We start from the raw sequence: 11,601 nt of genomic DNA on the forward strand, positions 1-11,601 counted from the left end.
GCCTTATCCCTTGTGCTTGCGCTCGGTGGATGCGGGATGCCGCTTTAGCGCATCGCCCACCCGCGCGGGACGATCGAGCAGTTCGCCGCCGCAATTGGGGCAGCGCTCGTCGAGTTCGTCGGCGCATTCGGCGCAGAAGGTGCATTCGAACGAGCAGATGAACGCGCCGCCGGCATCGGCGGGCAGATCGGTGCCGCAGCGTTCGCAGTCGGGGCGCATCTCCAGCATCAGGCGGCAGCTTCGCGCACGGCGTCGCAGATGCGGTCGACCACCACTTCCACCTGTGCCCTGTCGTCGCCCTCGGCCATCACCCGGATCACCGGCTCGGTGCCCGAGGCGCGGATGACCAGACGGCCGCGGCCCTTCAGCTCGGCCTCGGCGGCGGCGATCACGTCCTTGACGCGCGCGTCCTCCAGCGGCTTGCCGCCGGCGAAGCGGACATTCTTGAGCAGCTGCGGCAGCGGCTCGAAACGGTGCAGCACCTCGCTCGCCGGGGCCCCTGCCCGGACGATCTCGGCCAGCACCTGCAGCGCCGCGACCAGCCCGTCGCCGGTGGTCGCATAGTCGGAAAGGATGATGTGCCCGCTCTGCTCGCCGCCGACATTGTAGCCGGAGCCGCGCATCTTCTCGAGCACATAGCGGTCACCCACCTTGGTGCGCACCAGCCCGAGGCCCTGTGCGGCAAGGTGCCGCTCCAGCCCGAGATTGGACATCACGGTGGCGACCAGCCCGCCGCCGGCGAGCTTGCCCTGCCGCGCCCAGCCGGTGGCGATCAGCGCCATCAGCTGGTCGCCGTCGATCACCGTGCCGGTCTCGTCGACCACGATCAGCCGGTCGGCATCGCCGTCCAGCGCGATGCCCAGCGCCGCGCCGGAGCCGACCACCGTCTCGCTCAGCACCTGCGGCGCCGTCGAGCCGACGCCGTCGTTGATGTTCTTGCCGTTGGGGGAGACGCCGATCGAGACGACCTCCGCGCCCAGCTCCCACAGCGCCGAGGGGGCGACCTGATAGGCGGCACCATTGGCGCAATCGACCACGACCTTCAGGCCGTCGAGCGTCAGCTCGGACGGGAAGGTCGATTTGGCGAAGTGGATATAGCGGCCGCGGGCATCCTCGACGCGGCGGGCCCGTCCGATCGCGGCCGAGGGCGCCAAAGCCACGTCGCCATCGATCAGCGCCTCGATCGCTTCCTCATCGGCATCGGAGAGCTTGAACCCGTCCGGCCCGAACAGCTTGATGCCATTGTCGAAATAGGGGTTGTGGCTGGCCGAGATCATCACGCCCAGATCGGCGCGCATCGAATGGGTGAGCATCGCCACCGCCGGGGTCGGCATCGGCCCCACCAGTACCACGTCCATGCCGACGCTGGTGAAGCCCGCGACCATCGCGTTTTCCAGCATGTAGCCGGAAAGCCGCGTGTCCTTGCCGATCACCACGCGGTGGCGGTGGTCGCCGCGGCGGAAATGCGCGCCGGCGGCCATGCCTACCTTCATCGCCATCGCCGCGGTCATCGGGGAGAGGTTGGTCGCGCCGCGAATGCCGTCGGTGCCGAAATATTTTCTTGCCATGCGTCTCGTTCTCGCGCCCTTGTGGCGTTGTATGCGCGCCGTGATAGCGGCGAAAACCTCAAAGGGCGAGCATGTCGCAACCTACCCGTATTCTTCTTTCCCTGCTGGCCGGGCTCGCGGTCGGCGCCGCGCTGGCGGCCTTTTCGCCGCAATGGGGCCTGGCTGCAGCAGACTGGGCACAGCCCGTCGGACAGGCGTGGCTCAATGCGCTGCAGATGACGATCGTGCCGCTGGTGGTCGCCCTGCTGATCACCGGCGTGACGGCCACCGCCGAGGCCGCCGCCGCCGGCCGCCTCGCGGGCCGGGCGATCGCGCTCTACGTGACGCTGCTGTTCTGCTCGGCGCTGCTCGCGGCGCTGCTGACGCCGCTGTTCCTCCAGATCGCGCCGCTGCCGCAGGAATCCGCCGCGAGCCTGCGCGCCGCACTGACCGGTGCCGAGAAGATCGGCCCGGTGCCGCCCCTGGGTGAATTCCTCGCCGCGATCATTCCGGCCAACATCATCAAGGCGGCGGCGGAGAACGCCTTCCTGTCGCTGATCATCTTCGCGCTGGTCTTCGCCTTCGCGATCACCCGCGTCGCGGCGGAATCGCGCGCGTTGCTGACCAACTTCTTCGTCGCGGTGCGCGACGTGATGCTGGTGGTGATCGACTGGGTGCTGTGGATCGGCCCCATCGGCGTGTTCGCGCTGGCGCTGGTCGTCGGCGCCAAGGCGGGCACCGGCGCGTTCGGCGCGCTGCTCCACTATATCCTGATCGTGTCGGCGGTGGGGCTGGTGATCACGCTGTTCGCCTATCCCGCCGCGGTGTTCGGCGGCCGCATCGGGCTGGTCCGCATGTTCCGCGCGGCGCTGCCCAGCCAGGCGGTGGCGATCAGCACCCAATCGTCGCTCGCCACGCTGCCGGTGATGATCGAGGGCGCCGAGGAAGTGGGCGTGCCGGTCGCCGTCTCGGGCGTGACCCTGCCGCTGGCGGTGGCGATCTTCCGCTCGACCGGCCCGGCGATGAACTTCGCGGTGGCGATCTACATCGCCGAATGGTTCGGCGTGCCGCTCCATCCGGCGACGCTGCTGGTCGGCGCCGTGGTTGCCACGCTGACCTCGCTCGGATCGGTGAGCCTGCCCGGCACGGTGAGCTATGTCAGCGCCATCTCGCCGGTCGCCGCCACGATCGGCGCGCCGATCACCCCGCTCGGCCTGCTGGTCGCGGTGGAGACGCTGCCGGACATCATGCGCACGGTGGGCAACGTCACCTGGGACCTCGCCACGACGATCTGGCTATCGCGCAAGGCCGACGCACCGGCAGAATAACCTTCAGGCCCCGTCGCTCGCGTCCGGCGGACGATCGGGTACGCGGAATACCTCCAGCGCGACGTTGACGATGTTGCCGGCTTCGAGCTGGAGGAGCGGGATCGGTGCGCGATCGGCGTCGATCCGCTCCACCTTGGTCGCGTCCACGCGCACGAGGAACCGGTCGCACCGGCTCAGCACCAGCATCTTGATCGCGCGATACTCGTCCAGCGCGATGTTCTCGACCACGCCTTCATAGGCGACATTGGCGCCGTCATGCTCCAGCTTGGTGACGACATAGGCCATTATGAACCGGTCGGCAGGACGGGCGCGATCGACCCAGCGCTTCAGCCAGCCGAAGCTCATCGTCTCGCGCAGCTCGCGCACCCAGTGCCAGCCGCTCGCGCGATAGCCGAGCACCCCGACCAGCACCGCTGGCAGCAGCAGCGAGACCAGCCAGGAAAGAAACGCCAGGTCGGTCGCCCGCCCCGCCGAGCGCCCATTGGTGAGGATCACCCGATAGACATTGGGATCGAAGCCGATGGCGACGCACCGCCCGCTCCAGCTGCACCACCCGGCCTGAAGCACGAACAGCGCGGCGAGCAGGATGTGCCCCAGCAGCGCACCGAACACGACGAGGATCAGGCTCACGGTCGAGCCGGGCTTTTCGGGTGCCTGCGCGATCAGGTCCGATCGCTCGCCCGTACGCAGACCTGCCCACAGCGCGAGCCCCGGTGCCAGCAACAGCAGCACCAGGAACAGCGTGTAGCTGAAGCTCATGCCTTTTTGGGCTGCTTCTCCACATGCGGGGCGTCGCTCAACCGCACCACATAGACACCATCTTCGAAGCGCGCGGCCTGGCGGGCTGCCTGCCAGCTGCCGAAATGGTCGTACACGGCATTGGCCGTGGCGATGGACTTGTCGCTGTTCACCCGCATACGGTCCTCCGGCGACCTATATAGATCGCCGGAGATCCCCGGGCAACTACGCTGCCTGCCGCTACTTCAGCAGCACCAGTTCCTCGGCCATGGTCGGGTGCAGCGCCACGGTCGCGTCGAACGCGTCCTTGGTCAGCCCCGCCTTCACCGCCACCGCCGCGGCCTGCAGGATCTCCGGCGCGTCGGGCCCGATCATGTGCAGGCCGACTACGCGGCCGTTCACCCCGTCGCAGACCATCTTGTACAGCGCGCGTTCTTGGCGGCCGGCGAGGACGTTCTTCATCGCCCGGAAGTCCGAGGTATAGACCTTCACCGAGCCGAGCGCGTTGCGCGCCTCGCCCTCGGTCATCCCCACCGCGGCGATCGGCGGGTGGCTGAACACCGCGCTGGGGATGCAGTGATAGTCGACCTGGTGCGGCTTGCCGCCGAACAGCGTGTCGGCAAAGGCCTGGCCCTCGCGGATCGCGACCGGGGTCAGCTGCACCCGGTTGGTCACATCGCCCACCGCGTAGATGCTGTCGACCGAGCTGCGATTGTCGGCATCCACCTTCACCGCGCCTTTGTCGTCGAGCACGACGCCGACATCCTCCAGCCCCAGCCCCTTGGTGTTGGGCACGCGGCCGGTAGCGAACAGCACGCAATCCACCTCGATCGGGTCGTGCCCGCGCATCGAGACCAGCAGGCTGCCGTCTTCCTGCTTCTCGATCTTCTCGAACTCGGCGAAGAAGCGGAAATCGATGCCCTTGGTCATCGAGATCTGGAGCAGCCGGTCACGAACCTGTGCGTCATAGCCGCGCAGGATCACGTCGCTGCGGTTGACCAAGGTCACCTTCGAGCCGAACTCGTTGAAGATGCCGGCGAACTCGTTGGCGATATAGCCGCCGCCGGCGATCAGCACACGGCGCGGCAGCGTTTCCAGGTGGAAGACCTCGTTCGAGGTGATGCCATGCTCGCTGCCCGGGAAGCTCGGCACGTGCGGATGCGCGCCGGTGGCGATCAGGATCGTCTTGGCCGTCACCTTGCGGCCGCTGTCAAGCGTCACTTCATGGGGGCCGGTGACGGTCGCGCGATCGAGGATGATCTCGACGCCGTTATTCTCCAGCCCCTGGGTGTAGAGGCCATTGAGCCGGTCGACATCGGCCAGCACATTGTCGCGCAGCGTCGGCCAGTCGAACCGGCAATCGGGCACGTCCCAGCCGAAGCGGCGCGCATCCTTCAGATCCTCGGCGAAATGCGCGCCGAAGATGAGCAGCTTCTTGGGCACGCAGCCGCGGATCACGCAGGTGCCGCCGACGCGATACTCCTCCGCCACCGCGACCCTGGCGCCATACGCCGCCGACATGCGCGAGGCCCGGGTGCCGCCGGAGCCTGCGCCGATCACGAACAGATCGAAGTCATAGTCGGACATCAATTCACTCCTGGACGGTTGACCGCCGAGACCAGCCCGAGATGCTCGACAAAGGGCTCGAAGTCGCGGTCAGAAAAGAGCAACGGGCGGTTTTCCCGAATGCAGTAGGTGGCGATCAGCGTATCGATCGTCTTGCGGATGGTAATGCCCTGGGCGCGCAGCAGCCGGTAATTGGCGGCCGCAGCAATCGCCAAATCGGCCCCGCCCAGCGTCACGACGTCCAGCATCGTCAGCAGGTCGCGCGCCAAGGCGAAATCCTTGTCGGTGCGCGTTCCCTGCAGCACTTCGGCCAGCACCAGATCGGCGGTACACAGCGAGAAGCGCGGCAATGCCTGCTTGAGCCAGTTGGTTTCGGGCGTGTCGCGGGCATTGAGAAAATCGATCCAGACGCTGCTGTCGACCAGGATCATTCGGCGGGGAGGTGCTTGCTGGTGCGCATCGCCTCCAGATCACCGTCCCAGCCGCGCCCCCAAAGCTGCAACAGCGCCTCCTGCTGGCGCAGGCGCAACGTTTCGCGCAGCGCGCGGTCCACCGCCTCACGCTTGGTGCGCGCGCCGGTGAGCCGCATCACCTGGGCCATCAATTCGGGGTCGATTTCGATATTGGTCCGCATGGGGATACACATCCTTCCCGCCAAGGATACACATAGGCGCGGTGCATCCCCACAACAAGCTCACCGCTTGCGGACGAACTCCGCGCGCAGCACCAGGCCCTTGATGCCGTCGAACTTGCAGTCGATTTCCTGCGCATCGCCGGTCAGACGGATCGACTTGATCAGCGTGCCGCGCTTGAGCGTCTGGCCGGCGCCCTTCACGGTGAGGTCCTTGATCAGCGTCACCTGGTCGCCGTCCTGCAACAGATTGCCGACCGAGTCGCGCACTTCCACCACGTCCGCCGCATCGGCCTTGGCCGCGGCCTCGGCGGCGGGGATCCACTCCCCGCTCGCCTCGTCATAGACATACTCGTCGTCGCCGCTCACGCGCCGAACGCCCGCTGGATCAGGTCGTTGGTCGAGGGGTCGAAATCGAGCCCGCCCCTGTCCGCCGCCTTGGCCATTTCCTTGCCCAGCTCGACACCGAACTGGTCGAACGGATTGATGCCGAGCAGCACCGCGTTCACGAACACGCGGTGCTCGTAAAAGGCGATCAGCGCGCCCAGCGTGCGCGGATCGAGGCTGTCGAGCAGCAGCGTCGAAGACGGCCGGTCGCCCGGATAGGCGCGAGCCGGGTCTTCATGCCCCTTGCCCGCCATCAGCGCCGCGCCTTGCGCGAACATGTTGAGCAGCAGCTGGCGGTGATGCTCGGGCGCGAGCGCATCGCCGGCCTCGATCACCCCGACGAACTCGACCGGCACCAGGTGCGTGCCCTGGTGGAGCAGCTGGAACACCGCATGCTGCGCATCGGTGCCGACACCGCCCCAGGTGATCGCCGAAGTCGGGTAGGTCACGATCTCGCCCTCGGCGGTGACGCGCTTGCCGTTGGATTCCATCTCCAGCTGCTGGAGATAGCTCGGCAGCAGCTTCAGCCGTTCGTCATAGGCGAAGGTGGCGCGGGTCTCGCAGCCGCGCGCCTGGGTGTAATAAAGGTCCGCGAACGCCGCGAGCGCGGGCGCGTTCTGCGCCAGATCGGTCAGGCGGAAGTGGCGGTCCATCTCGGCCGCGCCTTCCAGCAGTTCCTCGAACGCGTCCCAGCCGAGCGCCAGCGCCGCCGGGAAGCCGATCGACGACCACAGCGAATAACGCCCGCCGACGCTCTCGAAGAAGGGCAGCACGCGCGTCTCGTCGACGCCCCATTCCATGGCCTTCTCCGGCGAGGCCGTCAGCGCGATCACCTGGCCATAGGGATCCTCGACGCCGCCCTCGGCCATCCAGGCGAGCGCGCTCCGGGCGTTGAGCATCGTCTCGGTGGTGGTGAAGGTCTTGCTGGCGATCACCAACAGCGTCGCCTGCGGATCGAACACGTCCATCGCGTTTTCCAGCGCCACGCCGTCGACATTGGAGACGATCGCCACGTCATAGCGGTCCATGTCGCGGCCCAGCGCGTCGACCAGCAGGTCCGGCCCCAGCGCGGAGCCGCCGATGCCGATATGGAGGATGTGGCGGATCGGCCCCAGCGCCTCGGCCTCGATCGCATCGATCAGCCCGCGCATCCGCGCATGCTGGCTGCGGGCGCGGGCGACGCTCTCGGGCGCGCCCTCATAGCGCTCGGCGGTATGCTCGGCGGCGCGGCCCTCGGTCACGTTGACCACCTCGCCCGCGAACAGCGCGTCGCGCTTGGCGGCGAAGTCCATCTGCTGCGCCAGCGCGGCGAAGGCGGCGACGGCCTCTGGGGTCAGGTGCGTCTTGGACCAGTCGAAATGGATGCCGGCGACATCGGCGCTCAGCCGCGACAGCCGATCGGCATCGGCCGCGAACAGATCGGTGAGCTTGGGGGTGGGGAGGGCTTGGATCGGCGTCCAGTCGGGCAAGGCCATGTTCATCTCCTTGGTGGCAGGCGTTCCCCTATCGTCCCGCACCGGCCCGTTCCAGCCTCATTCCACCGCTTGACCTCCCCGCCGCGCCCTAGCAGAGCAGTGCCCATGGAAACGCCCGCCTCCACCGAACCCGGCGCACCCAGCGCCAACCCCGCGCAAGTGCCTGCCGCAAAGCCGGAAAAGCCCAAGTCGGAGTGGCGCGACCTCGCCACCTTCCTGCTGAAGCTGGCGCTGATCGTGTTCGTGGTGCGCAGTTTCATCTTCTCGCCGTTCAGCATTCCCAGCGAATCGATGCTGCCGCGGCTGCTGATCGGCGACTATCTGTTCATCACCAAGTGGAACTACGGCTATTCGAAGCACTCGCTGCCGTGGAGCCTGCCGCTGATTCCCGGCCGCATCCTGCCGGGCACGCCCGCGCGCGGCGACGTGGTGGTGTTCAAGGCGCCGAACCACAATGGTGAGGACTGGATCAAGCGCGTCATCGGCCTGCCGGGCGACACGATCGAGATGGTGAACGGCCAGGTGATCCTGAACGGCAAGCCGGTGCCCAAGCAGCGCGTCGCCGATTTCGTGCTGCCGATCAGCCCCAACTTCACCCATTGCCCCACGCAGTTCCAGACGGCGGACGCCAAAGGTGCGCCGATCTGCCGCATCCCGCAGTTCCGCGAGACGCTGCCGAACGGCAAGCAGTATAACGTGCTCGACCAGGACAATCTGCCGCAGGACAACACCCAGGTGTATACCGTGCCCGCCGGCCATGTGTTCCTGATGGGCGACAATCGCGACAACTCCACCGACAGCCGCTTCCAGCAGCCGCCCTATGGCTCGGGCATCGGCTTCGTGCCGATCGAGAACATCGAGGGCAAGGCAGTCGTGAACTTCTGGTCGACCGATGGCGGCGCGAACTGGCTGCTGCCCTGGACCTGGTTCACCGCAGCCCGGTGGAACCGGATCGGAGAAGGCTTCTGAGCGTGCCCGATCTGGGCGGCTGGGTCGAGAAGACCTTCGGCCGCCCCGCCAAAGACTTCGCCGCTTTCCAACGTGCGCTGACCCATGGCAGCCAGGCCGCCGGCAACTATCAGCGGCTCGAATTCCTGGGCGACCGGGTGCTGGGGCTGATCGTCGCCGAATGGCTGTTCGAGCGGTTTCCCGAGGAGCCGGAGGGCGCGCTGTCGCGCCGGCTCAACTCGCTCGTCACCGGCCCGGTCTGCGCCGATGTCGCGCGCGAGCTGGGCGTGGTGCCGCACCTCCGCCTCGGCAAGCAGGCCCGCGACGACGGTGCGGCGGACAGCGACAATGTGCTGGGTGACGTGATGGAGGCGCTGATCGGCGCCTATTATCGCGAATCCGGGCTCGATGCCGCGCGCGCCTTCGTCCGCCGCGCCTGGGGCGACCGGATCGACGCGCATGCCAAGGCGCCCAAGCATCCCAAGTCGGCGCTCCAGGAATGGGCGGCCGCGCGCAACCGCAAACCCCCGGAATATGAGATCGTCGATCGCTCCGGCCCCAACCACGCGCCGCGCTTCACGGTGAAGGTGTCGGTCGGCAAGCTTGCCGAGGCGAGCGCCGAGGGCAGCAACAAGCAGGAAGCCGAGACCGCGGCCGCGGCGGCACTGCTGGCCAAGCTGGGCAGTTCTTAAGCCCCTCCCCTTCAGGGGAGGGGTTTGGGGTGGGGCAGTGTCTCACCGAGACCAACAGAGGGTCTGGCATCCCTCCACCCCCAACCCCTCTTCCCAGGAGGAGGGGCTCAAGTCGGGCTTTGGCCCTCGCCCCCATCCCCATTCCCCAGTACAATCGGAACCCATGACCGAACCCACCACCCCCCAATCCTGCGGCGTCGTCGCAATCCTCGGCGCACCGAATGCCGGCAAGTCGACTTTGGTCAACGCCCTGGTCGGCCAGAAGGTCGCCATCGTCAGCCCCAAGGCGCAGACCACCCGCGCCCGCGTGATGGGCATCGCCATCGAGGGCGACACCCAGATCATCCTGGTCGACACCCCCGGCATCTTCGAACCCGAGCGCCGGCTGGACCGCGCGATGGTCGCCGCCGCCTGGGACGGCACCGACGGCGCCGATCTCGTCGCGCTGGTGGTGGACGGCAAGGGCGGCATCGGCCCCAAGGTCCATGCGGTGATCGACAGCCTGCGTGGCCGCAAGGGGCGCAAGATCCTGATCCTCAACAAGGTCGACATTGCCGACAAACCGCGCCTGCTCGGCCACGCCGCCAAGCTGAACGAGGCGTTGCCGTTCGACGAAACCTATTTCGTCTCGGCCCAGACCGGCGACGGCGTGCCCGAACTCAAGGCGGCGCTCGCCAAGGCCATGCCGCAGGAAGAGTGGCATTTCCCCGAGGACCAGGTGTCCGACGCGACCGACCGGATGCTGGCCGCCGAGGTGACGCGCGAGCAGCTCTATTTGCAGCTCCATGCCGAACTGCCCTATGCCAGCGCGATCGAGACCGAGAAATACAGCGAGCGCGAGGACGGATCGGTCGAAATCCACCAGCAGATCCTCGTCGCGCGCGATACCCAGCGCGCGATCGTGCTCGGCAAGGGCGGCCAGCGCCTCAAGGAAATCGGCAGCCGCGCGCGTGCCGAGCTATCCAAGCTGCTCGGCGTGCCGGTGCACCTGTACCTACACGTGAAGGTCAATCCGAAGTGGGAAGAGGATCGCGGCCTCTACCGCGAAATCGGGCTCGACTGGGTCGACTGAGCCTCACGCCGGTCTCGCCGCGCCCCCGCCTGTCCGACTGGCGGCGGCCCCCCGGATCCGGCCGTCCGCCGTAAGCGGGACCAGCACCGGCCCTAGGCGGCGTGGACAAATTTGAACCAGTATCTGGTGGTGGCGAAGTGGACCATGCCGAGGAAGCTGCTCGAGAGTTAGTCGTAGCGCGTTGCGATGGCGCGGTTGACTTGAGGTGGCCGAACATGCGCTCGATACGGTTGCGCTGTTTGTAGAGCACCCGGTCGTGTGTGATCTTTACGCGGCGGTTTGATCGGCCGGGAATGACGGCTTCGATCTTCCGTAGATAAGATCGGCACGGATGGCGTTGGCGTCATAGCCCTTGTCCGCCAACAAAGCGTTGGGGGTTCGCTCGGGCAGGTCGATCAAAGCATCATAGGCTTTGCAGTCTCAGGGCCTAGCTACTTTGGGCTTCTTCCGACTCCCGTCCGGGTCCGCAGGAATGGCTGAAATGCTGGGCTTTGTTGGGTGCAGAGACGGTGCGCTTCGGTGGGAGACCCGCTGGACCCCCATGCGATGTGCTTCCCACGTGCTGCCCAGTCGGTTCCCCGGTGGGCTTGCATCTGACCGGCAGAGTGCCGATATTTTGAAGGACTGAGCAAAGGGTTCGGCAGGCGGCGGGGCCGTGTGTCGAAAGGAGATAACCCGTGCCTCATGCTCAGCCAATCAAGGTAGACCTGACCACCCGAGGCGTCCGCGCCATTGACCCTACCTGTGCGGAGACCGTCTGGGATAGCAAGATAACCGGATTCGGCCTCAGAACCCGCCGCAGCAATGATCCCAGCCGCTGGCGCTGGGTATTCACCTATCGGGAGGGCGGCAGGGGCGGCACACAGGCAAAGCTGTCCAAATCCTTCGCGGAGATGACCCCCGATCAGGCGCGTAAGTGGGCGGAGCGGGAACGGGGCCGCAAGGGCACGGCCGAAGGGGAGCGGCAGAAGCGGTTGCAGGCGAGCGCTGAACGCATTCGGGAGCGGCAGATCCCCACCATCAAGCGCCTGTGGGAGGAGTATTGGGATGCGGAGGGCAGCATGAAAAAGGCCTGACAAAGCTATGAGCAGCTATGGCGAGACCACCTCTCTCCCGCCTTTGCAAGCATCAAGGTGCCGGACCTGACGCCTGCCATGGTGGAACTGACGTGACCCCCGGTTTTCATCCAGCCGGGACCAGAGACCGGGTGTTGTTGT

14 protein-coding genes are annotated in these 11,601 nt (G+C 67.0%); 5 read left to right on the forward strand and 9 right to left on the reverse strand.

Annotation, left to right across the window (positions count from 1 at the left end):
* Positions 1–3: 3 nt before the first annotated feature.
* Positions 4–228 carry a DUF1272 domain-containing protein gene (locus KK7_RS0104670; RefSeq protein WP_010543485.1) on the reverse strand — a complete coding sequence of 75 codons (225 nt, stop codon included), beginning with the start codon at positions 226–228 and terminating at the stop codon, positions 4–6.
* Entirely contained in the window at positions 228–1,568 is a 1,341-nt protein-coding gene (glmM, locus tag KK7_RS0104675) for a phosphoglucosamine mutase (RefSeq protein ID WP_010543486.1), read from the reverse strand. Before glmM ends, KK7_RS0104670 begins: the two co-directional genes overlap by 1 nt.
* A gap of 71 nt (positions 1,569–1,639) precedes the next feature.
* Between glmM and KK7_RS0104680 the strand changes: the two genes are divergently transcribed.
* Positions 1,640–2,875, forward strand: coding sequence for a dicarboxylate/amino acid:cation symporter (locus KK7_RS0104680; RefSeq protein ID WP_010543487.1), 1,236 nt, complete (start codon positions 1,640–1,642; stop codon positions 2,873–2,875).
* A gap of 3 nt (positions 2,876–2,878) precedes the next feature.
* On the opposite strand, the gene KK7_RS0104685 is transcribed toward KK7_RS0104680, so the two are convergent.
* The 7 genes from KK7_RS0104685 to pgi all read right to left on the reverse strand — a co-directional run bounded on the left by KK7_RS0104685 (position 2,879) and on the right by pgi (position 7,672).
* Positions 2,879–3,634, reverse strand: coding sequence for a hypothetical protein (locus KK7_RS0104685; protein WP_010543488.1), 756 nt, complete (start codon positions 3,632–3,634; stop codon positions 2,879–2,881).
* Complete coding sequence (locus tag KK7_RS23140) at positions 3,631–3,792, reverse strand: hypothetical protein (RefSeq protein WP_193377993.1); 162 nt, start codon at positions 3,790–3,792, stop codon at positions 3,631–3,633. The genes KK7_RS0104685 and KK7_RS23140 overlap by 4 nt, the downstream gene beginning before the upstream one ends.
* Before the next feature lie 61 nt (positions 3,793–3,853).
* Entirely contained in the window at positions 3,854–5,200 is a 1,347-nt protein-coding gene (gorA, locus tag KK7_RS0104695; RefSeq protein ID WP_010543489.1) for a glutathione-disulfide reductase, read from the reverse strand.
* Positions 5,200–5,610, reverse strand: a complete 411-nt coding sequence (gene vapC / locus KK7_RS0104700; protein ID WP_010543490.1) for a type II toxin-antitoxin system VapC family toxin — start codon at positions 5,608–5,610, stop codon at positions 5,200–5,202. Before vapC ends, gorA begins: the two co-directional genes overlap by 1 nt.
* Positions 5,607–5,813, reverse strand: coding sequence for a type II toxin-antitoxin system VapB family antitoxin (locus KK7_RS0104705; RefSeq protein ID WP_010543491.1), 207 nt, complete (start codon positions 5,811–5,813; stop codon positions 5,607–5,609). Before KK7_RS0104705 ends, vapC begins: the two co-directional genes overlap by 4 nt.
* 60 nt (positions 5,814–5,873) lie before the next feature.
* The gene (locus KK7_RS0104710) at positions 5,874–6,179 is read right to left on the reverse strand and encodes an alkylphosphonate utilization protein (RefSeq protein WP_010543492.1); all 306 of its coding nucleotides are present in this window, start codon (positions 6,177–6,179) and stop codon (positions 5,874–5,876) included.
* The gene (gene pgi, locus KK7_RS0104715; protein ID WP_010543493.1) at positions 6,176–7,672 is read right to left on the reverse strand and encodes a glucose-6-phosphate isomerase; all 1,497 of its coding nucleotides are present in this window, start codon (positions 7,670–7,672) and stop codon (positions 6,176–6,178) included. Before pgi ends, KK7_RS0104710 begins: the two co-directional genes overlap by 4 nt.
* 105 nt (positions 7,673–7,777) lie before the next feature.
* On the opposite strand from pgi, the gene lepB reads away from it, so the two are divergent.
* The 4 genes from lepB to KK7_RS22455 all read left to right on the forward strand — a co-directional run bounded on the left by lepB (position 7,778) and on the right by KK7_RS22455 (position 11,460).
* Positions 7,778–8,641, forward strand: a complete 864-nt coding sequence (gene lepB, locus KK7_RS0104720) for a signal peptidase I (protein ID WP_010543494.1) — start codon at positions 7,778–7,780, stop codon at positions 8,639–8,641.
* Between the two features lie 2 nt (positions 8,642–8,643).
* Positions 8,644–9,312: a ribonuclease III gene (gene rnc, locus KK7_RS0104725; protein WP_010543495.1), complete on the forward strand. Its 669-nt coding sequence runs from the start codon at positions 8,644–8,646 to the stop codon at positions 9,310–9,312.
* Between the two features lie 163 nt (positions 9,313–9,475).
* Positions 9,476–10,384, forward strand: a complete 909-nt coding sequence (gene era, locus KK7_RS0104730) for a GTPase Era (protein WP_010543496.1) — start codon at positions 9,476–9,478, stop codon at positions 10,382–10,384.
* A 677-nt stretch (positions 10,385–11,061) separates the two neighbouring features.
* Positions 11,062–11,460 carry a hypothetical protein gene (locus KK7_RS22455; RefSeq protein WP_010543497.1) on the forward strand — a complete coding sequence of 133 codons (399 nt, stop codon included), beginning with the start codon at positions 11,062–11,064 and terminating at the stop codon, positions 11,458–11,460.
* Positions 11,461–11,601: the final 141 nt, after the last annotated feature.

Origin of the sequence: Sphingomonas elodea ATCC 31461 (genome assembly GCF_000226955.1) — a bacterium.
In the GTDB taxonomy this organism is placed as follows: Bacteria; Pseudomonadota; Alphaproteobacteria; order Sphingomonadales; family Sphingomonadaceae; genus Sphingomonas; species Sphingomonas elodea.

Coding starts and splice junctions, on each gene's coding strand:
- gorA (WP_010543489.1), bottom strand. CDS start 5,200: ATGTCCGACTATGACTTCGATCTGTTCGTGATCGGCGCAGGCTCCGGC.
- KK7_RS0104670 (WP_010543485.1), bottom strand. CDS start 228: ATGCTGGAGATGCGCCCCGACTGCGAACGCTGCGGCACCGATCTGCCC.
- era (WP_010543496.1), top strand. CDS start 9,476: ATGACCGAACCCACCACCCCCCAATCCTGCGGCGTCGTCGCAATCCTC.
- KK7_RS0104680 (WP_010543487.1), top strand. CDS start 1,640: ATGTCGCAACCTACCCGTATTCTTCTTTCCCTGCTGGCCGGGCTCGCG.
- KK7_RS23140 (WP_193377993.1), bottom strand. CDS start 3,792: ATGCGGGTGAACAGCGACAAGTCCATCGCCACGGCCAATGCCGTGTAC.
- vapC (WP_010543490.1), bottom strand. CDS start 5,610: ATGATCCTGGTCGACAGCAGCGTCTGGATCGATTTTCTCAATGCCCGC.
- glmM (WP_010543486.1), bottom strand. CDS start 1,568: ATGGCAAGAAAATATTTCGGCACCGACGGCATTCGCGGCGCGACCAAC.
- pgi (WP_010543493.1), bottom strand. CDS start 7,672: ATGGCCTTGCCCGACTGGACGCCGATCCAAGCCCTCCCCACCCCCAAG.
- KK7_RS0104685 (WP_010543488.1), bottom strand. CDS start 3,634: ATGAGCTTCAGCTACACGCTGTTCCTGGTGCTGCTGTTGCTGGCACCG.
- lepB (WP_010543494.1), top strand. CDS start 7,778: ATGGAAACGCCCGCCTCCACCGAACCCGGCGCACCCAGCGCCAACCCC.
- KK7_RS0104705 (WP_010543491.1), bottom strand. CDS start 5,813: ATGCGGACCAATATCGAAATCGACCCCGAATTGATGGCCCAGGTGATG.